We start from the raw sequence: 21,951 nt of genomic DNA on the forward strand, positions 1-21,951 counted from the left end.
ATCCTCGTTCGCGCAGCTGTTGCCGGCGGCGGGGTTCAGGAGCCCCACCACGTTCACGGTGTTGCCGCACACGTTCACCGGAACGTGCACCGGCAGCTGGACGGTGTTGCCGGAGACCACCCCGGGCGAACCGGCCGTCGAGCCGTCGGCACCGGAACCGGCGTACGCGGGGACGGTCACGGCCATCGCGCCCGAGGCGGCGGCGACGGCGACGGCGATCACTCCGTTTCGGGTAACCCGTCTCATGGGACCCTGCCTTCCAGACATCGTCGCGGGCACTCACCCGCACCGGGTAGAACGCGGGGCGTCCGGTGCGAGTTGTGGCTTATCCGCCTTTCACTCCATCGAGCGGCCCGGTTGTCGAACTAGCGGTAAAGCCCTTCATATGCGGGCCCCGGCAGCCCCGCCCGCCCGGAGGCGCCGCTTCCGGAGCCCGCTTATGGTGAGCGAGGGCGCCGATCCCGGTCCGCTGCGGGGCGCCCCGCGTCCCTGGAGGCACCGATGCTGGCCAAGCTGTCCACGCGCCCCTCGATACGGCGCTGCGCGGTCACCGGCACGGCCGGACTCGCCCTGCTGGGCACGGCACTGCCGGCCGCCGACGACCCGCCGCCCGGCCTCACACGCTTCTACGACCAGAAGGTCACGTGGTCGAGGTGCTCAGGCATGGACATGCCCAAGGACCTCCAGTGCGGGAAGGTCACCGTGCCGCTCGACTACGCCAAACCGGGCAAGGGCACCCTCGACGTCGCCGTCGCCCGCTACCGGGCCACGGGCAAGTCCCGGGGCTCGCTCCTGCTGAACTTCGGCGGCCCCGGCGGCCAGGGCGTGGCCCAACTCGCCATGGGCGGCAAGGACTTCATGGGCCTGACGAACGGCTACGACGTGGTCTCCTTCGACCCCCGCGGCGTGGGCCGCTCCTCGCCCGTCAGCTGCGGAAACGCCTCGGACGACGCCCTGGACGCGACGGACGGCAACGCCGACGTGGCCGATCCCGCGGCCGTGCTCGAGGAGCTGCGTGCGGCGGCCGCCGAGTGCACGGAGCACTCGGGTCCGGTCCTGCCCCACATCGGCACGGTCAACGCCGCCCGCGACCTGGACGTCATGCGTGACGCACTCGGCGACGACAAGCTCAACTACCTGGGCTTCTCCTACGGGAGCCGGCTCGGCGCGGTGTACGCGGCCCAGTACCCGGAGAAGGTCGGCAGGATGGTGCTGGACGGCGTCGACACGCTGACCGAGCCGCTGGCCGACCAGGGGGTGGTGAGCGCCCAGGGGCAGCAGACCGCGCTGGAGAGCTTCCTGACCTGGTGCACCGAGGACATCGCCTGCCCGTTCGGACGGAATCCGCGAGAAGCCCGGGAACACGTCGTGGAGGTGGTCGAGTCGCTCGACAAGGACCCGCTGCCGACCGACTTCGGCGAGGCGTTCACCGGACAGGACTTCGCGGGCGCCCTCGGGCAGGGCCTCTACAGCAGGGAGCTGTGGCCTTCACTGCAGCGGGCCATCGGACAGCTCCTCGAAGACGGTGACACGCGTGGCCTGGAGACGTTCCTGTCCGGGGGCTTCACCCGCCCGTCGCGGCGCGGCCCGCACGCCGGACTCACCGACCCGGCCGACGTGCCCCTCGACAACCTGCCGGCGGCGCTGATGGCGGTCAACTGCGCGGACGATCCCGATCGCCCCGCCGCCTCGCAGGTCACCGAGGACCTCGGCCGGCTGCGCGCCCGCTACGAGCAGGCGTCGCCGGTCTTCGGCCGCTACCGGCTCACCCAGGTGCTGATGTGCTACGGCCGTCCCAAGGGCACCGACTACATCCGCGACGACGTCAAAGACGTCGACACGCCGCGGATGCTGCTCGTCGGTACCCGGGGCGACCCGGCCACGCCGTACCGCTGGACGATGGAGACCGCCAGGCGGCTCGGCCCGTCGGCCGTGGTGCTCGACAACCGGGGCGAGGGCCACACCGGCTACGGCTCGTCCAAGTGCGTGCACAGCAAGGTCGACGCCTTCCTGCTGTACGGAACCCTCCCGCCCGACGGCAGCTCCTGCGGTTCCGACCGCGACGACGAGTGAGATCGATTGCCCCAAATGCCCCCATGGCGAATTCGCTCTATCGTTCTGTCATGGAGAGCGTTCTGAGTCCCGCGACCCTTGCCGAACTGCGGCGCCCGCGCCCCTACCCCGCGGTCTCCGTGCTGACGCCGACACACCGGCGCGATCCCTACAAGGCCCAGGACCAGGTCCGGCTGCGCAACGTGGTGGCCGAGGCCAAGAAGCAGCTGGAGACCGATCCGGCCGTCACCCGCGAGCGACGCACCGAGGTCGCCGGACACCTCGACCTGGCCCTGTCCGAGGTCGACCTGACCCACGCCGAGGACGGCCTGGTGATCTTCGCCGCTCCCGGCGAGCACCAGGTGTGGTCGCTGGCCAGGCCCGTACCCGAACGCGTGGTTGTCTCGGACACCTTCCTCACCCGCAACCTGGTGTCCGCACAGACGGCAGGGCGCCCCATCTGGGTTCTGTCGCTCGCCGCGGACCGCGCCACTCTGTGGAACGGCGGCGTCGACCGGGTCACCGAGGCCCGGGTCGGCGGCTTCCCGCTGACCCGGCGCGTGGAGAACTTCGACCCGGAGCGGCTGCAGCGGATCGGCGACACACCGAGCGCCTTCCGGGAGGAACGTACCCGTCAGTTCCTCCGCGAGGCCGACACCGCGATGAACGCCGTACTGCGCGACCACCCGAGACAGCTGTACGTCACCGGCGAACCGGCCGCCCTCTCCCTGCTGGACGAGGTCGGCAGCACCGCCCGGAGCGCGGTCCACCTCCCGCACGGCGGGCTCGCGCACGGGACCCCCGAGGTCGTGTGGCAGGCCGTACGCCCGGTGATCGAGGCGGAGGCCCGCAAAAGCACGGACACCGTGACCCGGGCCCTCGAAACGGCCCGCGGGCGGCGGGCGTTCGCCGCCGGCATCGACGAGCTGTGGCAGAGCGCCCGGGACGGCCGGATCCGGCTGCTGGCCGTCGAGGAGAACTACCGCGTGACGGTCCGCGACGCCGGGGACCATCTGATCCTCGCCGAGAGCGACGACCTCGACTCCCGCGAGGACATCGTGGACGAGATCGTCGAGCAGTGCCTGGAGACCGGCGCCGACGTCCGCTTCGTACCGGACGGCGCCCTCGGGGAGGCGGACGGCATGGCCGGGGTGCTGCGGTACTGACCGGCGCACCGGCCGGCCTCCCCCGGGTGACGGACGACGGCCCTGGAGCCCCCTGCGCCACCACGGGCTCGAACACAGGGCCGTCGAACACCCGCCACAGCCCGACGCCGGCCCCGATGGGTCGTCAAATGCCCTGTGTAATCTACGACTTGGATCTCCGGGTGGCGCACTCCGCACCTACCTCGGAGTAACTCCGTGAGACTGTGACATATGCCAGAAGCACCACCGTATCGTGTGTTGCCGAATCCCTTACAGGGCGTCGCGGGCTGTGCAACAGTCGTAACGGTCCCTCCGTCCGCCTTGGTCGTACCGTCCCCGCATCGGAGTGCGTCATGCCGTCCCACCTCTCCGCGGACCGCCCAGCCGCCCAGCCGCCCGGACGCGGCTCGGTCGACGCGCTCATATCGCAGACGCGGCGGCTCAAGGGCGATGTGGACGCGGTGCGCCGCGACGCCGCGGGAGAAGGATCGGACCACCCGCGCGATCGCTGGCAGCGCGCCCTGTACGACCTCGCCCTGCACCAACTCAGCGACCTCGACGAGCACTTGGCCCAGCTGCGGGACGGCCCCCTGCCCACGGCGGCCCCGGAACCCACCGCACCCGCGCAGGGCTCCCTGCTCAGCCGGGTCGGTAGCGCCGAGTGGAACCTGCTGACGGACGAGGCCAGTTGGTCCGGGGAGCTCTACCAGATCCTCGGCCGCGACCCGGCCGCTCCCCCGCTCACCCTCGACGAACTGCCGTCACTTGTGGTGGACGAGGACCGGCCGAAACTGACGGCGATGGTCACCAACTGCCTCGTCGACGCCCGGCCCATCGACGGCGAGTTCCGCATCGGCCGCCGGGACGGCGACGTACGCACCGTGCACATGATGGGCGAACCGGTGCTCGACACCGACGGCAGCACCGCCTCGATGTGGGCCGTGCTGCGCGACGTCAGCGAACTGCGCCGCAGCCAGCGGGCGGTGAGCGAGACCCGTGACTCGCTCCACGACCGGCAGGAGGCCGCTCGGAGCGAGCACCGGCTCGCGGTCGAGCTGCAGGAGGCCGTGCTGCCGCCGTGGCGCGGCTCCCTGCGGCTCCCGCACCGGGGCCCGAGGACCCTCGACCTCGCGTCCCAGCATCTGCCGGCGCCCACGAGCACCATGATCGGCGGCGACTGGTACGACGCGCTCGAACTCACCGGCGGCGAAACGCTCCTCAGCGTCGGCGATCTCACCGGCCAGGGGGTCGGCGTCACCTCGAACATGACCATGCTGCTCGGTGCCGTACGCGGCATGGCCATGGCCGGTGCCCAGCCGGGACAGTTGATGACCTGGCTGAACCAGTTACTCGACGCCACCGTGCAACCCGCTCTGGGCAGCGCCGTCTGCTGCCGCTACCGGCCCGCCACCCGCACCCTGGTGTGGGCGCAGGCCGGGCACCCCGCCCCGCTGCTGTTCCGCGACGGGACGGGGCGCGTGCTGAACACGCCGGACGGCGTCCTGCTCGGCGCCACCTCGGGCGCCGTCTACGGGCAGACCGAAGAGACGCTCCAGGTGGGAGACCTGCTGCTCCTGCACACAGACGGGCTGGTACCCGGGCACACCGGCTCGGCGGCCGCGAACCTCCTCCTCGGCCTGGCACCACGCCTGACCGGGGACCGCACCGTGGAGGACTGCGTACGGACCGTGGTCGAGGAGTTCGGCGAGAGCGCGCGCGAGGACAACGCCTGTGTGCTCGTCGCCAGGGTCATGTCTTAGGAATCTCAGGCCTGTGCACGGTTGCCGCCCCGGCTCTTCGTCTTCGGCAGGGCGAGCTTGATCTCCTCCCTCAGCTCCTGGATCTTCGGGTAGCCGGAGTACTCCGCGGTGAGCCGGTACATCTGGCGGAGCCGGTCCCAGGTGCGGTGGGAGGAATTGGATCCCATCGACACCAGGGCCAGTCGCGCGTACCGGTCCGCCTGTTCGGGGTCGTCGGCGATGAAGCAGGCCGACGCCATCGACAGGTAGTCGAAGATCTTCGACCGCTGTCGGCCGTCGACCCGCAGGGCGAGGGCCTTCTCGGCGTAGTGCTGGGCATGGGCGGCCGCGCCCGGCTCGACCTCGGCGAGCGTGCGGTAGGCCAGGGCCTGCATGCCGTAGAGGTCCTCCTCCTTGAAGGTCTGCATCCAGTCCGGCGGCGGAACGTCGGCCTTGTCGGAGACGAACAGGTCCTCCGCCCTCCCGAGCGTGCGGCGCATCGCCTGGCCCTTGCCCAGGGCGGCCTGTGCCCAGGCCTCGATGGTGTAGAGCATCGCCCGGGTGCGGGGCAGCACCTCGTCACCGGAGCCGGACATGGCGAGCTTCATCAGGTCCAGGGCGTCGTCCGGCCGGCCCAGGTGCACCATCTGGCGGGCGGCGCGGGACAGCGCCTCGCCCGCGCGGGGCCGGTCCCCGCCCTCTCTGGCCGCATGCGCGGCGATGACGAAGTACTTCTGGGCCGTGGGCTCCAGGCCGACGTCGTGCGACATCCAGCCCGCGAGGACGGCGAGGTTGGCGGCGACGCCCCACAGGCGCCGCTGGAGGTGGGGTGGGTGACGGTAGGCGAGCATGCCGCCCACCTCGTTGAGCTGGCCGACCACCGCCTTGCGCTGGAGCCCGCCGCCGCGAGCGGCGTCCCAGGCGCGGAACACCTCGACCGAGCGCTCCAGTTCCTCGATCTCCTGCGACCCGATGGGGGCGGCCTCGTAACGGTCGAACCCAGCGGGGTCGGCGTGCAGGGGATGGTCGAGGTCGGGGGCGTCGGCAGCCAGGGAAGGGTCGGAGTGCAGCCAGTCGTACATGGCACTGCTGAGTGCGGATCCCGCGGCGAGCGCGGCGCCCGCGCCCACCAAGCCGCGTCGGTTGAGCATGAGGTCCATTCCCGTGAATTCGGTGAGGACCGCGGCGGTCCGCTCGGGCGCCCACGGCACACCGTCGGGAGCATCGGCGCTCCCGCCGCCCTGCCGTTTCCCCGCACGCCCGTGCCGGACCAGACCGAGGTCCTCGATGGTCACGACACGGCCGAGACGCTCGGTGAACAGATCCGCCAGCACCCGCGGCACCGGATCGCGCGGGATCTCTCCCGTGTCGATCCACCGCCGCACCCGGGAGGTGTCGGTCGACAGCTGGGGATGGCCCATGGCCGCCGCCTGCCGGTTGACCAGCCTCGCGAGTTCGCCCTTGGACCAGCCGGCCAGGCCGAACAGGTCCGCGAGCCGGGTGTTGGGTTGTCCGCTCACGTCAAGCCCCCAGGTTCTCGGCTGAGTTGACAGTAGCCCGGGGAGACTTGCCGGGCGACTATTCGCCATGGTTCGCCAGGGTTCGCCAGATGGTGTGCCACCGGCCATCCGGTGTCAGGTAGGAATGCGCCACCCCGACCCGGTCGCCAGGGGCACTCCCCAGGGTTCCCCCCGGCGTCCGGGCCGGGTGGTGCGCTGTCGTCGCAGGCACACGAAGGGATCTGTTTCGCCCATGTACGCAGCATCGTCCTCCGTGTCCGCACCGCCCCGGTCGCTGCACCCGCGTCCCACGGACAGCGGCCCCTACCTCGCCCCCGCGCGCCCGGCGGCCCCCGTGCTCGCTGCGGGCAGGGCTCGGCGCGGCGCGGTCATCGGCACCCAACCGCTCAGCGGGAGACTCGACTTGTCCGGCCCCCAGGGCGCGCAGCTGCGCACGGCGATCGCGTCCGTGCACCGCATCTGCCCGGAGTTCGCCCCGGTGCAGATCCTGCGCCGCAACGGACGGTCCGTGCTGCTGGTCGGCACGACCGGTCGCAGCACGGCTGTCGCCAAGTGTTTATTGGACCACTCCCCCGCCTGGTCCGAGCGGATCCGCCACGAGATAGCGGCATACCGCTCGTTCGTCCGGCACCGCCCACCCGTGCGGGCGCCGAGACTGATCGCGGCGGACCCGGACAACTGCACCCTGGTGATCGAGCGGATGTCCGGCCGGGTGGCGGCGCTCCAGCGGCACCCGGCCGAGGCGCCGCCCCGGGCGGACATCAGAGCGGCCCTCGGCGCGATCTGCCGGCTGAACGCCTGGCGGCCGCCGGCGGGCACGTTCGACGCCCCGCTCGACTACGCGGCCCGGATCTCCCGGTACCACGAGCTGGGCCTGCTCACCGACCGGGACCTGGGCGACCTGCAGAAGCTGCTGCACGGCATCGCACAGGCGGCCGGGCGGCAGGGCATGGGCCAGTTCTGCCACGGCGACGCACTGTTGTCGAACATTCTCCTGTCACCGGCCGGTCCAGTGCTGGTGGATTGGGAGCACGCGGGCTGGTACCTGCCGGGCTACGACCTGGCGACCCTGTGGTCGGTGCTGGGGGACGCACCGGTCGCTCGTCGTCAGATCAGTCAGATCGCGCAGTCGGCGGGGCCGGCGTCCAGGGATGCCTTCCTGGTGAACCTGATGCTGGTACTGACCCGTGAGATCCGTACCTACGAGACGGCCGTGCAGCGTTCGATGCACGACGCGATCCCGGCGGCACCGGGCATGGCCCACCCGGGTGCTGCGCCGACCGGCGAGGAGCAGAGGCTGCTGCTGCGGCGGCTGCACGACGACTGCCAGTTGGCCCGGCGCGCCGTGCGCGCGGCGGTCGGCACTCGCTGACGGGGCCGAAAGGGCCGCTGCACGCCAGGTCGGCGTACAGCGGCCCTTTCGTGTGCGGTCGGTTCCGCCTCAGCCCTGCTGGAAGAGTTCCGCCGGGAGCGGTTTGAGAAGGGCGTAGAGGTCGTCCGTGATGGGGCGGTCCCAGGCGGCGATGGTCACCAGGACGTTGTCGCTGCGGTCGAACTGCACGCAGGAGATCCGGCTCTCGGAGAGCTTGACGCGGCGCACGATCAGAAGGTTGTCGCCCTGCATCACCGGCATGTCCTCGGTGCTGACGACGGTTACCTCCTCGTCGTTCTCCAGCGCCAGCAGCAGCTGGGCCACCTCGAAGGGGACCTGGCCCTCTTCGACGTCGCGGGCCGGGGACCCTTCCGGCAGATTGCCGATGATCATCGCGGGCCCTCGGCCGCCGAACAGGTCGTAGCGCAGGAAGACGCCCTGGCAGGTGCCGTCGGGCGCGGGGAGCAGTCCCGCACCGAGGTTGCCGGGCCAGTCGCCCGGGTCCATGGCCAGTACGTCGAAGTCGGGCCCGGCGGGGGTGGCGCTGCGGCGGCGGAGGAACGACATGTCGCCCATGGTACGTGCCCCGGCCTGCGAAGTGCGGGGCGGGCGGCGGACCGGGGGCCGGTTTGTCGTGCCGTACCGGGAGTGCCGTCAGCCACTCGGACGGTACGGGTCGGTCGGGGCGGTCGGCTTGTGCCGCTGGTGGTGGCGGGCCACCCGGGCGCGGTTGCCGCAGGAGGGCTTGCACCACTCCTGGCGCGGGTGCTCCTTGAGGAAGTACCGCACGCAGCGCGGCGCGTGGCAGGCCCGCAGCCGGTCGCGGTCGGCGCTCGCGAGGAACGCGATCACGGCGTGGGCGAGGACCGCGGTCAGATCGTCGGCGGCCCGGACGAGCTTGGGGTGGACGAGCGGGGTGGCGCCTTCGGGCCAGTCCAGGACCGGCACGGTGGGGGTGCGGGCAGCCGCCTCGTTCAGGTGCCGCACCGCTTCCTCCTGGGGTACGAGACGGGCCGCGTCCGCCGGGCTCGGTTCGCCGGGGCGCACGGCCCGGGCGAAGAGCGCACGGACGGCGGCCCGCAGCTCGCGGACGGCGGTGAGCTGCGCGGTATCGGCGGTGAACCCGACACCGGCGCCCTCACCCGCGGCCGGCTGCGGTGCCGTGCCGGCGCCGAATCCCTCGCGGTGACCGTCGGCTCGGTCGGGAGCGGTGCCCGGCAGCAGCTCGGGGCGTGCCCGGACCCACTCGGTCAGGCCTGTCGGGTCGGCCAGGTCGTCGGTGACGCCGCCGTTGCCGTCGTGGCGGATGGTGAGGGCCAGGTCCAGGGCGAGCCGGGCATCCCTGTTGATCGGTTCCCACATGCGGCTAATGATAGGCCCGACCGTATCCATTACGGCCGGTCAGTCCTCCGAGGGCGACGGCGGGATCACGGCGACGGGGCTGGCGGCGTGCAGCAGCACGGCGTGCGTCACCGAGCCCATCATGCGGACGGGCGAAAGCAGACGCCGCCGGTGCCGGCCCACCACGACGAGGTCGGCGTCCCGGGAGGCCGCGACGAGATAACCGGCCGCGTCGCCCGCCGCCGGGACCAGCTCGACCGGGACGTCCGGGTGCCGCTCGCGGTGCGGGGCGAGGAAGCCGTCCGCGAGGACGCGGGTCTCGTCCTCGATGACGTCCTGGTCGACGATCGGCGGGGGCATCTCCCCGGGCATCATCCAGGGCTGCGCGGGCCACGGGTAGGCGGCGACCGCTTGGAGCCGGGCGGCACGCCGGGCGGCCTCGGCGAAGGCGAACCCGAGCGTGGCCTCGTCGGGGCCGTCCACCTTCAGGCCGACGACCACCCGGGGGCCGGGACCGCCCGGCGCCTCGCCGTGAACCTCGCGTCCGGGCCGCGGCACCACGACGACCGGGCACTCGGCGTCGCGGGCGGCGGCCATGCTGTTCGAGCCGAGCACCAGGCTGGCGAAGCCGCCGCGCCCCCGGGAGCCGAGCACCAGCAGCTGGGCGCCGGAGCCCAGCTCGGGCAGGACCGCACCGGCCGCGCCCACCAGGCCCACGTACTCCGTGTCCGGCTGGTCGGGACGGCCCTCCAGATGGGCGCGGACCTGGTCGAGTACGGAGTCGTCCCGCGGGTCCGCGGGCCCGGCGGCGAGCACCTCGAGCTGTACCCAGTGGGCGTACTGGCGTACGTGTGCCACGCGCAGGGGTGCCGCGCGCCGGCGGGCGGCGTCGACGGCCCAGTCCAGGGCGCGCAGGCTGTCGTCCGAACCGTCGACCGCCGCGACGACAGGCAGGGTGCTCATGGGGTCCTCACCTCCGGAATTCGACCGTCCCCTCCCGGGGGCCAGCCTGACTCAGGCGGTGGCTCCGGGAAGATGCCTCCGGTCGCGTGTCCGGAAATGCGGGCGGAACACCCCCGGATCGGCCGTCGGACAGCGGCCGTCCAAAACGGGTCGCCCGCGCCCTCAGGTGAGGTCGAACTCTCCTTCCCGCGCTCCCGACACGAACGCGCCCCACTCGGCGGGCGTGAAGATCAGCGATGGGCTCTCGGGGCGGGCACTGTTCCGCATGGCGATGAAGCCCTCCACGAAGGCGATCTGGACATCCCCCCGCCCCCGGCTGCTGGACTGCCACTGTGCGTTGGTGAGGTCCAGCTCCGGCTTGTCCCAGCCCGTGAGCGGGCGCTGCTGGATGGTGGTCTCGGCCACGTCCGTGCTCCTCCCGATTCGTCGTCCGCGGCCAGCCTAGCGATCGTGTCCCACAGCCAACAGGGCACGTGAGGCGGACCTTTCAGGAGTCCGGGAGCCGGTCGCCCACCAGCCACATGGAGAAGAACTGCGATCCGCCGCCGTAGGCGTGTCCGAGGACCCTGCGAGCCCCGTCCACCTGGTGTTCTCCGGCCTGCCCGCGCACCTGGAGCGCCGCTTCCGCGAAGCGGATCATGCCGGAGGCGCCGATGGGGTTGGCGGACAGCACACCGCCCGACATGTTGACGGGCAGGTCCCCGTCCAGTTCGGTCACACCCGCCTCGGTGAGCTTCCAGCCCCCGCCCGCGTCGGCGAAGCCGAGGTTCTCCAGCCACATGGGCTCGTACCAGGAGAACGGCACGTAGATCTCCGCGCCGTCGATCTCGCGGCGGGGGTCGGTGATCCCGGCCTGCCGGTAGACGTCGGCGGCGCAGTCCTGCCCGGCCTGCGGGGAGACGAAGTCCTTGCCGGCGAAGAGGGTCGGTTCGCTGCGCATCGCGCCGCCGAGCATCCAGGCGGGCGGGTGCGGGGCCCGGGCGGCTCCGGCGCGGTCGGTGAGGACCATGGCACAGGCGCCGTCGGAGGAGGGGCAGGTCTCCGAGTAGCGGATCGGGTCCCACAGCATGGGCGAGGCCATGACCTTGTCCAGGGTGATGTCGTGTTCGTGCAGGTGGGCGTAGGGGTTCTTGAGCGCGTTGCGGCGGTCTTTGTAGGCGACGAGGGCGCCGATCGTCTCGGGTGCTCCGCTGCGGCGCATGTACGCGCGGATGTGCGGTGCGAAGAATCCGCCGGCCCCGGCGAGCAGGGGCTGCTGGAAGGGGACGGGCAGGGACAGGCCCCACATGGCGTTGGACTCGGACTGCTTTTCGAAGGCGAGGGTGAGGACCGTGCCGTGGACGCGGGCCGCGACGAGGTTCGCCGCGACGAGCGCGGTGGAGCCGCCGACGGATCCGGCGGTGTGCACGCGGAGCATGGGTTTGCCGACGGCGCCGAGGGCGTCGGCGAGGTAGAGCTCCGGCATCATGACGCCCTCGAAGAAGTCGGGGGCCTTGCCGATCACGACGGCGTCGATGTCGGCCCAGGTCAGCTCGGCGTCCCCGAGCGCCCGCCGGGCCGCTTCCCGGACCAGTCCCGCGAGGGACACGTCCCGGCGTGCCGCGACGTGCCTGGTCTGGCCGATGCCGACGACGGCCACGGGCTCCTTGCTCATCGGGGTTCCCCTTCGAGTACGGCGACCAGGTTCTGCTGGAGGCAGGGGCCGGACGTGGCGTGGGCGAGGGCGCGGTGGGACGCGCCGCGGTGGATGCGCGCGGCGGCCTCTCCGATGCGGACGAGGCCGGCGGCCATGATCGGGTTGGCGGCGAGGGCGCCGCCGGACGGGTTCACGTCCACGTCCTCGCCCAGCCGGAGGGCCCTGCGCAGGACGATCTCCTGCGCGGTGAAGGGCGCGTGCAGCTCGGCGGTGTCGACGGGCCGCTCGAAGGCTCCGGCCCGCTCGGCGGCCAGGCGGGTGGACGGCGAGTCGGTCAGGTCGCGCACGCCGAGGCCGTGGGCCTCGATGCGGTGGTCGATGCCGCGGATCCAGGCAGGGCGGTCGCACAGTTCCCGGGCCCGGTCGCCGGCCGCGAGGATCACGGCGGCGGCCCCGTCGCCGATGGGCGGGCAGTCGCCGGTCCGCAGGGGTTGTACGAGGTAGTCGCCCTGCGGCAGGGGGCCGCGCAGTTGTGCGTGGGGGTTGGTGGTCGCCGCCTCACGGTTGCGGGAGGCGACCGCGGCGAGGGCGGGCTCGTCGGTGTCGCCGGCGTCGATGAGGGCCTGCGCCTGGAGGGCGGCGAGCGCCACCGAGTCGGGCCAGAGGGGCGCCACGTAGTAGGGGTCGAGCTGGCGGGTCAGGACGTCGCGGACGGAGCCGGGCGAGGACTTGCCGTACGCGTAGACCAGGGCGGTGTCGGCGTCGCCGGTGAGGAGTTTGGTCCAGGCCTCGTACAGGGCCCAGGCGCCGTCCATCTCGACGTGCGACTCGGAGATCGGGGGCCAGGCGCCGACGCCGTCGAGGGCGAGGGTGAAGGAGAAGGCGCGGCCGGCGAGGTAGTCGCTGGAGCCGGAGCAGGTGAAGTCGATGTCGGCGGTCTTCAGGCCGGTGGAGTCGAGGACCTCGTGGAGCACCGGCATCAGCATCTCCACCTCGGAGAGCTCCTCGCTGGTGCGCCGGTGGGCGGTCTGGGCGAAGGCGACGACGGCGATCTCGCGCTCCCGCGGTGCGCTCGTCACAGCAGCTCCTTGTAGGTGTCGTAGTCCGCATCGGGTTCGCCGGTGGGCCGGTAGTGGTCGGGGTAGCGGGCGCCGTCGGTCCACACGGGTTCGACGCGCAGGCCCATGCGGACCTCGTCGTAGGGGATGCCGCCGATCCGGCCGTGCAGTGCCAGGCCGGCACCGTCGAGGGCGATGTGGGCGTAGACGTACGGCACCTCGATGTCGAGGTTCTTCGCTTTGATGTTGACGATGCAGAACGTGGTCACGGTGCCGCGTGGACCCACCTCGACCTGTTCGGACGTGGCCACCCCACAGGTGGGGCACGCACCCCTCGGCGGGACGTACACCTTGCGGCAGGACGGGCAGCGCTCACCGACGGTGCGCCGGCCGGAGAGGGCGTTGATGTAGGCGGTCTGGGCGCGGCCGGGCGAGTAGGTGTAGTCGAGGCGGGCGGCGGCGACGATGCCGGTGACGGGGTCCTCGAACTCGCCGGGGTGTCCCGTCGGTTCGGCCCGGCGGCCGTCGTAGGGCTCGAAGCAGGCGATGTCGGTGATGGCGCCGGCGCGTTCGCCGGCCCAGCGGATGCGGACCGGCATGCCGGTGTGCACGGCGGCGGGGCCGGGGGCGTCGAGGGCGTGGAGCAGGGCGGTGTCGGCGCCGTCGAGGCGGACCAGGACCCAGGCGAAGGGGGTGGTGAGGGGCTGGCCGCGGCGGGGGGCGGCATTCCAGGCCCAGGTGGTGACCGTGCCGGTCGGGGCGACCTCGACCAGGTCGTGGAGTTCCTCGGCGGTGACGGGGTCGTACTCGACGGGCGGGACGAGGGTGCGGCCGTTGCCAGTCCTCACTCCGAGGATCACACGTTCCCGCAGACCGGTCAGGAAGGCGCTCTGGACGGACCCGAGGGAGCGAGTGAAGGGAAATTCGACGACAAGCGGCGCCTTGAGAACTGCGGACATCGAGGGCCTGCCTCCTTCGAAATCGGCGTGCACGGGGCGCGCCCCCTCAGGGGCGCGGGGAACTGCGCGCTCGGCCACCGACGACCCGCAGCTCTGAACCGGCCACTTCCGGCGCAGCGCTACGCGCGCTTGTAGACAGGCGGTCGCTTCTCCGCGAAGGCGCGGGCGCCCTCCTTGGCGTCGGCGGTGTCGAAGACCGGCCAGCCGTGGGTGAGTTCGGCGGAGAGGCCGTCCTGTTCGGTCATCTCGGCGGTCTCGTAGACCGAGGCCTTGACGGCTTCCACGGCCAGCGGGCCGCAGGCGTTGATCTGCTCGGCGATCTCCAACGCCCTGCCCAGTGCGGTGCCGTCGGGGACGACGTGGCCGACCAGGCCGATCGCGGCGGCCTCGCGAGCGCTGTAGGGGCGGCCGGTGAGGAGCATCTCCAGGGCGTGGGTGCGCGGGATCTGGCGTTGCAGGCGAACGGTGGAGCCGCCGATGGGGAACAGGCCGCGCTTCACCTCGAACAGGCCGAAGGTCGCGGACTCGGCGGCGACGCGGATGTCGGTGCCCTGGAGCATCTCGGTGCCGCCCGCGACGCAGTACCCCTCGACGGCGGCGATCACCGGCTTGCGCGGGCGGTGGTGGCGCAGCATCGCCTTCCAGTGCAGGTCGGGATCGGCCTTGAGCCGGTCGCGGTACTCCTCGCCGGCCATGCCGTTCCCGGCGAGGGCCTTGAGGTCCATGCCGGAGCAGAACGAGCCGCCCGCGCCGGTGAAGACGATCGAGCGGACCGAGTCGTCGGCGTCGGCTTCGAGCCAGCCGTCGTGGAGGCCGACGAGCATCGGCAGTGAGAGCGCGTTCCTGGCTTCCGGCCGGTTGAGCGTGAGCACCAGTGTGGCGCCTTCGCGCTGCACGGTGAGGTGTTCCGTCCCACCCATGGCGAACTCCCCTCTCATGGAACGAGAACAGGTTGCAGGAGGGCGGGTGGCACTTCAAGGGTTTTCTGACAGACAGTCAGATTCTTTCGCGCGGGCCCTTCACAGTTGGACCGCCCTTTGCTCTGATGACCGGCGAACCGTCCGATGCCAGGCACGCCCGGGGTCAGGAGGAGCGGTGGAGTACAACCTTGCCGACCTGTTCGAGTCGGTCGTCGACGTCGTTCCCGGCCGTGAGGCGCTGGTGTACGCCGACCACCCGGGCACGGGCGCGGAGCGCCGCCTGACGTACGCGGAGCTGGACGCGGCGGCCGACCGCGTCGGCCACCATCTGCTGGACAGCGGAATACGACCCGGTGAGCACCTCGGGCTCCATCTGTACAACGGCGTGGAGTACCTGCAGACGGTGCTGGGCTGCCTCAAGGCGCGAATCGTCCCCGTCAACGTCAACTACCGTTATGTCGAAGAGGAGTTGGTGTACCTCTATCGGGACGCGGACCTGGCGGCGCTGGTCTTCGACGCGGAGTTCACCGACCGGGTGGCCGCGGCGCGTCCCCGGGCGGAGAAGCTGCGGCATCTGATCCGGGTGGGGGCTCCGGCGCCAGGGGCCGCGGAGGTCGCCTGTGTGGAGTTCGCACAGGTGGAGGCCGTGAGGGCGCCCGGGCGGGGTTTCCCGGCCCGGGCGGCCGACGACCAGTTCATCATCTACACCGGCGGCACGACCGGCATGCCCAAGGGTGTGATGTGGCGGCAGGAAGACCTGTTCTTCGCGGGGCTCGGCGGCGGCGCCCCGACCGGTGAACCGGTGAAGAAGCCCGAGGAGCTGGCGGAGCGGGTCGCGGCCGGCGGTGCGGGGATCACGTTCTTCCCGACGGCTCCGCTGATGCACGGCACGTCCACCCTCACCGCGTTCATCGGCTTCGACTTCGGGCAGCGGGTCGTGATCCACCGCAAGTTCGTGCCCGAGGAGGTGCTGCGGACCGTGGAGAAGGAGAGGGTCAGCAGCATCTCGCTGGTGGGCGACGCGATGCTGCGGCCGCTGATCGACGCACTGAGCGGACCGCTGCGGCACATCGACCGCTCGTCGCTGTTCAGCGTGTCCTCGTCCGGCGCGATCATGTCGGACACGGTCCGCAGGCAGTTCCAGGAGCTGGTGCCGAACGCCATGCTGCTGAACAACTTCGGCTCGTCGGAGTCGGGCTTCAACGGGACGGCGACCGAGGACTCCGGCCCGGAACGGGGCTTCCGGGTGCGGGTCAACGCCCGCACCCAGGTGGTCGACCCGGCCACGTACGAGCCGGTGGCGGCCGGCGAGGTGGGGCGGGTCGCCCAGTGCGGACACGTGCCGCTCGGCTACTACAACGACCCGGCCAAGACCGCCGCGACCTTCTTCGAGAAGGCGGGCGAGCGCTGGGTGCTGCTCGGCGACATGGCCACCGTCGACGCGGAGGGCGTGGTCACCGTCCTCGGCCGGGGCTCGCAGTGCATCAACACCGGCGGCGAGAAGGTGTACCCGGAGGAGGTCGAACAGGCCCTCAAGTCCCACCCGGACGTCTACGACGCGCTGGTGGCCGGGGTGCCGGACGCCCAGTGGGGCCACCATGTGGCGGCCGTGGTGCAACTGCGCGCGGGCGCGGTACGGCCTTCACTGCGGGACATACAGACCCACTGCCGTGACCGGCTCGCCGGCTACAAGATCCCCCGCCAGCTGGTGATCACCGAGTCCATCCAGCGGTCGCCGAGCGGCAAGGCGGACTACCGGTGGGCGCGGGAGGTGGCGGTGACTGCGGACGGGTGAATCTCCGGCCGGACCATTGAACCTAAGGTGTCGTGCGGACGTACTGGTGGTGGCGGGCTCGCTCACCCGAGCGCTGTTCGCCATGCCGGCAAGACCGCACGGAAGGACCACCGGGTGTCGCTCTTCACTCGCTCCCGTCAGCTTTCGGACACGACCGAGGGCCGGGCGGAACCGGATGACGACACCGGTACGGCGGATCCGGAGGGCAGCACCGGTACGGCGGATCCGGAGGCCGGCGCTGCGACGGACTCCCCGGAGGGCGGCGCTTCCGCACAGCGGCCCCCTTCCGAGCAGTCACCGACGGCCAAGCCCGGCTGGTTCGGCTGGCGGCGCCGCTACCCCCGTACGGCACGCGGCGTCTTTGTCGGGACGACCGTTCTGGCCGGTGCGCTCGTGCTGTTCGCGCTGCTCGTGCCGAACCGGATCGAGCGCATCGAGTTCGCGTCGTTCGTCCGCATCCCCGCCGAGGGCGTGCTGCTCGCCGGGCTGCTGCTCGCGCTGCCGTCGAAGCCCCGGCGTATCGCGGCGGTCGTCACGGGCGTGTTCCTGGGCCTGGTCACGGTGCTGAAGTTCGTCGACATGGGCTTCTACCAGATCCTGGCCCGGCCCTTCGACCTGGTTCTGGACTGGATCCTGATCGAGAACGGCACGGACTTCCTGAGGGAGACGTTCGGCCGTACCGGCCAGGTGCTGGCCGTGACCGGGGTGATCATCCTGTTCGTCGCGCTGCTCGTTCTCACGACGCTCGCGGTGGTGCGGCTGACGAACCTGATGGTCCGGCACCGGCCCGTCGCCGGCCGCACGGTCCTGATCCTCGGCACGGCGTGGATCACCTGCATGACCCTGGGCGTGCAGATCGGCACCGTGCCGGTCGCCACCAAGGGCAACGCCGAGTTCCTGGGCAACCGGGTGGACCAGGTGCGCGCGGGGCTCGCGGACGCCCGGGTCTTCGAGAAGCAGGCCTCGGTGGACGCCTTCGCGAAGACGCCGCCCGACCAGCTGCTCACGGGGCTGCGCGGCAAGGACGTCCTGTTCACCTTCATCGAGAGCTACGGCAGGGTCGCGATCGACGACCCGGCGATGGCGCAGCAGACCGACGCCGTGCTCAAGGAGGGCACCGGCAGGCTGAAGGCGGCCGGGTTCGAGTCGCGCAGCGGCTGGCTGCAGTCGCCGGTGACGGGCGCGGGCAGCTGGCTCGCCCACTCGACCTTCCTCTCCGGGCTGTGGATCAAGAACCAGCAGCGGTACCGCAGTCTGACCACGAGCGACCGTATGACGCTGACGAAGTACTTCGGCAAGACCGGCGCCTGGCGGACCGTCGGCGTCGTGCCGGGTGTGAGGCGGGCCTGGCCGGAGGGGAAGTACTTCGGCCTGGACCACATCTACGACTCCGAGCACCTCGGCTACCAGGGCCCGTACTTCAGCTGGACGCCCGTGCCCGACCAGTTCAGCATGGAGGCGTTCCAGCGGCTGGAGCACGGCAAGAAGGACCGCGAGCCGATCATGGCGGAGATCATCCTCGCCTCCAGCCACAACCCCTGGTCCCCCATCGCGCGGATGATCGACTGGAACGACCTCGGCGACGGCTCGGTGTTCCACCGGATCAAGAAGGAGGGCACCAACCCCACGGAGGTCTGGAAGGACCCGGAGAAGGTCCGCGCCGAGTACCGCAAGGCCATCGAGTACTCGATCCGCAGCCTCACCGAGTGGGTCGAGCGCTACGGCGACGACGACACGGTGCTGGTCTTCCTCGGCGACCACCAGCCGGTGCCGACCGTCACCGCCGGGGACACCGGCAAGGACGTGCCGGTGACGATCGTCGCCCACGACAAGAAGGTCCTGGACCGGGTCGCCGACTGGGGCTGGACGGACGGCCTCAAGCCGGCCGAGAACGCGCCCCGATGGGGCATGGACAAGTTCCGCGACCGGTTCATGACCGCGTACGGGCCGCAGGGCTGAGGAACTCCGCCACGGCCGCGAGGAACTTCTCCGGACGGGTCTCGTGCACGAGATGCCCCGCGTCGAGGGTGATGTGCCGGGAGTCGGGGAGCAGTTCGGCGAACGCGGCGATCTGCTCCTGCGGGATCGGGCTGCTCGGCCCGCCACCGATCAGCAGCGTGGGCATGGTGATCCGACCCATGTGGTCCCACCACACGGGACTCGGTGCGTTGCGCTGTTCGTCGGTGGCTAGGATCATCGCCCAGTCGTACGGGGTCTCCCCGCTGGGCCGTTCGGCGGGTGGGCGCGGCGGGTCCAGCGGGAAGGGCGCGGGCACCTCCTCCAGGACGAGCCGCCGCACGAGCCCCGGTCTGCGCTGGGCGAGCAGGTAGGCGACGGCGCCGCCGAGCGAGTGGCCCACGACGTCGGCGCGGTCGATGCCGAGCGCCCCGAGGAGGGCGTGGACGTCGTCGCGCATGGTCTCGTACGCGTATCCGCCGGGCCAGTCGCTCCGGCCGTGTCCGCGCAGATCGGGAGCGTACACAGGGCGAGGCCCGGCGGGCCCGGTGGCCACAGCCGGGGCGATCGACGCCCAGTCGGCGCCGTCGGTCCCGCGGGCGTGCAGCAGGACGAGAGGTTCCGCGTCCTGCGGTCCCCAGACGCGGTAGGCCTGTGTGATGCCGTTCGCCTGCGCGGTACGCGGTGCTGTGTCCATACCGGGCACGGTAGCGAGGAGTGCCCCGGAGCGGGGGCCGCTCTGCCGGCAGCAGAGGCGGGTGGGTCTGTGGTCAGGAGAAGAAGGCGGCCACGCGCCGCGTGAACCCTTGCGGGTCGTCGAGCCACGGGTAGTGCCCCGCTCCCGGCTGCACCGCGAACTCGGCCGCCGGGAAGGCGTCCGCGGTACGCCGGGCGAGCGAGGGACTCGGACCGCCGTCGACCTCACCGGCCAGGACGAGCACGGGAGCCCTCACCCGGGCCAGCGCACTGCGCGTCGTGGCCGGTTCGTAGGCGCCGTCGCCACCGTAGACCTCCGCCGCGTCGTCGTTGGTCTCGGTCTGCTCGCGGTCGGCGTGGGCACGGGCGGTGTCGTCCCAGCGCCCGTAGAAGAAGGGGAGGAACACCGGGTCGAAGTCACCGGTGCCGTCCAGCCATGCCTCGAACGCCGGGAACGCGTCCGGGAACCAGGGTTCCGACGCCCGCAGTCGTGCCGCCGCCAGCCTGTCCCCGGCCGTCGCCGGGAGTCCCAGTGCCCCCGGGGTGGCGGTGACCAGGGCCAGCCGGCCCAGCCGCTGCGGGCACCGGTCAGCGTAGAGCATGGCCAGGCTGCCGCCCGCCGAGTGCGCGAGCACGTCCATCCGCTCCAGTCCCAGATGGCGACGCAGCGCCTCGACATCGTCCACGAGCCGGTCGCAGCGGTACGTCCCGGGATCCGCCGGCTTCTCGGACTCCCCCGTGCCGCGCAGGTCGAGGAGCACCAACTGCCGGTGGGCGTCCAGTCCGCCCAGGTCTCCCAGGTAGGCGGAGGCCCGCATGGGCCCACCGGGCAGCACGACGAGCGGCTCGCCCTCACCGCGCAGGTGGAAGGCGAGTCGGGTCCCGTCCGGGGCACTGAAGATCGGCATGCCGTCGATCCTGGCGTCCGGGGCCGGTCCGGCACAACCCGGTTCTCCGGTCCGTGCGGGCTACCCGTTGCCGAGGTCGTTCCTCAGTTCCCGCTTGAGGATCTTTCCGCTGGCGTTGCGCGGGAGTTCGTCGACGAACACCACTCGCTTCGGGGCCTTGAAGGGGGTGAGTCGTTCGCGGACGTGGTCGATCAGTTCCGTCTCCGAGACCTCGCCGCGCGGGACGACCACGGCTGTCACCGCCTCGATCCAGCGCTCGTCCGGCAGACCCACGACCGCGGCCTCGGCGACGCCGGGGTGGGTGTACAGGGCGTCCTCGACCTGGCGTGAGGCGATGACGACGCCACCGGAGTTGATGACGTCCTTGACCCGGTCGACGATCGTGAAGTAGCCGTGCGCGTCGCGTACCGCGAGGTCGCCGGAGCGGAACCAGCCGTCGCGGAAGGCCTCGGCGGTCTCCTCGGGCTTGTCCCAATAGCCCTCGCACAGTTGGGGTGAGCGGTAGACGATCTCACCGGGGATGCCGTCGGGGACGTCCTTGCCGTCCTCGTCGACCACACGGGCGTCGACGAACAGGACGGGCCGGCCGCAGGAGTCCAGGCGGCCCTTGTGTTCGCCGGGTGCGAGGACCGTGGCCAGCGGGCCGATCTCGCTCTGGCCGAAGCAGTTGTAGAAGGCCAGGCCCGGCAGGCGCTCCCGCAGCCGTTCGAGTACCGGGACCGGCATGATCGACGCGCCGTAGTACCCCTTGCGCAGGCCGCTCAGGTCGCGGGTGGCGAAATCGGGGCGGTTGGACAGGGCGATCCAGACGGTGGGCGGCGCGAACAGGCTGTCCGCGCGGCCCGCCTCGATCAGGTCGAAGAGCCGGTCGCCGTCGGGTGCGTCGAGGATGACGTTCGTCGCGCCGACGGCGAGGTAGGGCAGCAGGAAGACGTGCATCTGCGCCGAGTGGTACAGCGGCAGGGCATGCGCGGGGCGGTCGCCCGCACTGAGGTCGAGGGCGGTGATCGCGCTCAGGTACTCGTGCACCAGGGCCCGGTGCGTCATCATCGCGCCCTTGGGCAGCGCGGTCGTCCCGGACGTGTACAGCAGTTGCACGAGGTCCTCGGTGCGCGGCTCGGGGCCGTCGTACCCGGGCGCCTGCGGCAGCCGCGCGAGCAGCGAGTCGTCCGCGTCGCGCAGCGGCAACGTCCGCACGGCGGAAGGTAGTTGTGCGGCGAGGTCCGGGTCGGTGAGGACCAGGGTGCTGCCGGACTGGCCGACGATGTAGGCGAGATCGTCGCCGGTCAGGTTCTGGTTGACGGGTACGTGCACCAGACCCGCGCGGGCGCAGGCGAGGAAGGCGATCAGGTAGGCGTCGGAGTTGTGGCCGTAGGCGCCGATCCGGTCCCCGCGGGTCAGCCCCTGGTCGAGAAGGACGCTCGCCGCGCGGGAGACGGCGGTGTCGAGTTCGTCGTACGTCCAGGTCCGCTCGGCGTACTCCACCGCGACGCGCGCCGGTGTGCGCCGGGCGCTGCGCCGCAGGACTCCGTCGACCGTGCTGCCCTGTCCTGGCGTCGTCATGACACATGATCCTCGGTTCAGCGCCCGAGGAGGTCAAGGACCCCGGACAGGGCGAGAGCCGGGAAAGACTCCGGGCAGGACGAGAGCCGGGGGGGAAGATCGGCCACGAGCAACCCTGTCGCCGTCGACGGAGTCCGCTGTCATGAAACCGACGGACGTTCGAATCGGGTTCCTGCACTCGACACTCCTTTCCCTCGACGATGCCGGAGGGCACGATGCGCAGTCGGCTGAGACGGCTTGTCCTTGGGGCGACGGCCCTGTGCCCCGCGGCGTCCCAGCGACGCCCGCAGCGCACGACGGTCAGCCCGCCGCGATCACCCGAGGGGAC

General features: G+C 71.7%; 19 protein-coding genes. 6 read left to right on the forward strand and 13 right to left on the reverse strand.

The window, feature by feature from the left end; translation table 11 throughout:
- On the reverse strand, positions 1 to 246 hold a 246-nt coding region (locus tag ABZ281_RS05450), incomplete at its 3' end, for a chaplin (RefSeq protein ID WP_356652355.1).
- A 255-nt stretch (positions 247 to 501) separates the two neighbouring features.
- On the opposite strand from ABZ281_RS05450, the gene ABZ281_RS05455 reads away from it, so the two are divergent.
- The 3 genes from ABZ281_RS05455 (at position 502) to ABZ281_RS05465 (ending at position 4,957) form a co-directional block, all read left to right on the forward strand.
- Positions 502 to 2,073: an alpha/beta hydrolase gene (locus ABZ281_RS05455; RefSeq protein WP_356652357.1), complete on the forward strand. Its 1,572-nt coding sequence runs from the start codon at positions 502 to 504 to the stop codon at positions 2,071 to 2,073.
- Between the two features lie 50 nt (positions 2,074 to 2,123).
- Positions 2,124 to 3,218 carry a chemotaxis protein gene (locus tag ABZ281_RS05460; protein WP_356652359.1) on the forward strand — a complete coding sequence of 365 codons (1,095 nt, stop codon included), beginning with the start codon at positions 2,124 to 2,126 and terminating at the stop codon, positions 3,216 to 3,218.
- A 332-nt stretch (positions 3,219 to 3,550) separates the two neighbouring features.
- Positions 3,551 to 4,957: a SpoIIE family protein phosphatase gene (locus ABZ281_RS05465; protein ID WP_356652361.1), complete on the forward strand. Its 1,407-nt coding sequence runs from the start codon at positions 3,551 to 3,553 to the stop codon at positions 4,955 to 4,957.
- A 5-nt stretch (positions 4,958 to 4,962) separates the two neighbouring features.
- Here ABZ281_RS05465 and ABZ281_RS05470 read toward each other — a convergent pair whose 3' ends face one another.
- Positions 4,963 to 6,456: a hypothetical protein gene (locus tag ABZ281_RS05470; protein ID WP_356652363.1), complete on the reverse strand. Its 1,494-nt coding sequence runs from the start codon at positions 6,454 to 6,456 to the stop codon at positions 4,963 to 4,965.
- Positions 6,457 to 6,688: 232 nt separating this feature from the next.
- On the opposite strand from ABZ281_RS05470, the gene ABZ281_RS05475 reads away from it, so the two are divergent.
- Positions 6,689 to 7,828: an aminoglycoside phosphotransferase family protein gene (locus tag ABZ281_RS05475; protein WP_356652365.1), complete on the forward strand. Its 1,140-nt coding sequence runs from the start codon at positions 6,689 to 6,691 to the stop codon at positions 7,826 to 7,828.
- Positions 7,829 to 7,897: 69 nt separating this feature from the next.
- On the opposite strand, the gene ABZ281_RS05480 is transcribed toward ABZ281_RS05475, so the two are convergent.
- From ABZ281_RS05480 to ABZ281_RS05515, 8 genes are all read right to left on the reverse strand, one after another.
- Positions 7,898 to 8,395 carry a hypothetical protein gene (locus tag ABZ281_RS05480; RefSeq protein ID WP_298558828.1) on the reverse strand — a complete coding sequence of 166 codons (498 nt, stop codon included), beginning with the start codon at positions 8,393 to 8,395 and terminating at the stop codon, positions 7,898 to 7,900.
- A gap of 87 nt (positions 8,396 to 8,482) precedes the next feature.
- Positions 8,483 to 9,190: a CGNR zinc finger domain-containing protein gene (locus ABZ281_RS05485; protein ID WP_356652367.1), complete on the reverse strand. Its 708-nt coding sequence runs from the start codon at positions 9,188 to 9,190 to the stop codon at positions 8,483 to 8,485.
- Between the two features lie 39 nt (positions 9,191 to 9,229).
- On the reverse strand, positions 9,230 to 10,132 hold the full coding sequence (locus ABZ281_RS05490) for a universal stress protein (RefSeq protein ID WP_356652369.1): 903 nt from the start codon (positions 10,130 to 10,132) through the stop codon (positions 9,230 to 9,232).
- A gap of 162 nt (positions 10,133 to 10,294) precedes the next feature.
- Positions 10,295 to 10,537, reverse strand: coding sequence for a DUF397 domain-containing protein (locus tag ABZ281_RS05495; RefSeq protein ID WP_356652371.1), 243 nt, complete (start codon positions 10,535 to 10,537; stop codon positions 10,295 to 10,297).
- 82 nt (positions 10,538 to 10,619) lie between these two features.
- Positions 10,620 to 11,786, reverse strand: a complete 1,167-nt coding sequence (locus ABZ281_RS05500; RefSeq protein ID WP_356652373.1) for a thiolase domain-containing protein — start codon at positions 11,784 to 11,786, stop codon at positions 10,620 to 10,622.
- Positions 11,783 to 12,847 (reverse strand): thiolase domain-containing protein, encoded by a 1,065-nt coding sequence (locus tag ABZ281_RS05505; protein ID WP_356652375.1) that lies wholly within the window; start codon positions 12,845 to 12,847, stop codon positions 11,783 to 11,785. Before ABZ281_RS05505 ends, ABZ281_RS05500 begins: the two co-directional genes overlap by 4 nt.
- Complete coding sequence (locus ABZ281_RS05510; protein WP_356652377.1) at positions 12,844 to 13,785, reverse strand: OB-fold domain-containing protein; 942 nt, start codon at positions 13,783 to 13,785, stop codon at positions 12,844 to 12,846. Before ABZ281_RS05510 ends, ABZ281_RS05505 begins: the two co-directional genes overlap by 4 nt.
- A gap of 119 nt (positions 13,786 to 13,904) precedes the next feature.
- A complete protein-coding gene (locus tag ABZ281_RS05515; RefSeq protein WP_356652379.1) occupies positions 13,905 to 14,705 on the reverse strand; it encodes a crotonase/enoyl-CoA hydratase family protein in 801 nt (266 codons plus the stop codon).
- A 175-nt stretch (positions 14,706 to 14,880) separates the two neighbouring features.
- Here ABZ281_RS05515 and ABZ281_RS05520 point away from each other — a divergent pair, with 175 nt between their 5' ends.
- Together ABZ281_RS05520 and ABZ281_RS05525 are read left to right on the forward strand one after the other, a co-directional pair.
- The gene (locus ABZ281_RS05520) at positions 14,881 to 16,500 is read left to right on the forward strand and encodes an acyl-CoA synthetase (RefSeq protein WP_356652381.1); all 1,620 of its coding nucleotides are present in this window, start codon (positions 14,881 to 14,883) and stop codon (positions 16,498 to 16,500) included.
- Between the two features lie 114 nt (positions 16,501 to 16,614).
- A complete protein-coding gene (locus tag ABZ281_RS05525) occupies positions 16,615 to 18,459 on the forward strand; it encodes a sulfatase (protein WP_356652383.1) in 1,845 nt (614 codons plus the stop codon).
- On the opposite strand, the gene ABZ281_RS05530 is transcribed toward ABZ281_RS05525, so the two are convergent.
- The 3 genes from ABZ281_RS05530 to ABZ281_RS05540 all read right to left on the reverse strand — a co-directional run bounded on the left by ABZ281_RS05530 (position 18,431) and on the right by ABZ281_RS05540 (position 21,623).
- Positions 18,431 to 19,153 carry an alpha/beta hydrolase gene (locus tag ABZ281_RS05530; RefSeq protein WP_356652384.1) on the reverse strand — a complete coding sequence of 241 codons (723 nt, stop codon included), beginning with the start codon at positions 19,151 to 19,153 and terminating at the stop codon, positions 18,431 to 18,433. The genes ABZ281_RS05525 and ABZ281_RS05530 overlap by 29 nt on opposite strands.
- A gap of 73 nt (positions 19,154 to 19,226) precedes the next feature.
- On the reverse strand, positions 19,227 to 20,060 hold the full coding sequence (locus tag ABZ281_RS05535; RefSeq protein ID WP_356652386.1) for an alpha/beta hydrolase: 834 nt from the start codon (positions 20,058 to 20,060) through the stop codon (positions 19,227 to 19,229).
- A gap of 60 nt (positions 20,061 to 20,120) precedes the next feature.
- Positions 20,121 to 21,623, reverse strand: a complete 1,503-nt coding sequence (locus ABZ281_RS05540; protein ID WP_356652388.1) for an acyl-CoA synthetase — start codon at positions 21,621 to 21,623, stop codon at positions 20,121 to 20,123.
- Positions 21,624 to 21,951: the final 328 nt, after the last annotated feature.

Source organism: Streptomyces sp. NPDC006265, assembly GCF_040613555.1.
Taxonomy (GTDB): Bacteria; Actinomycetota; Actinomycetes; order Streptomycetales; family Streptomycetaceae; genus Streptomyces.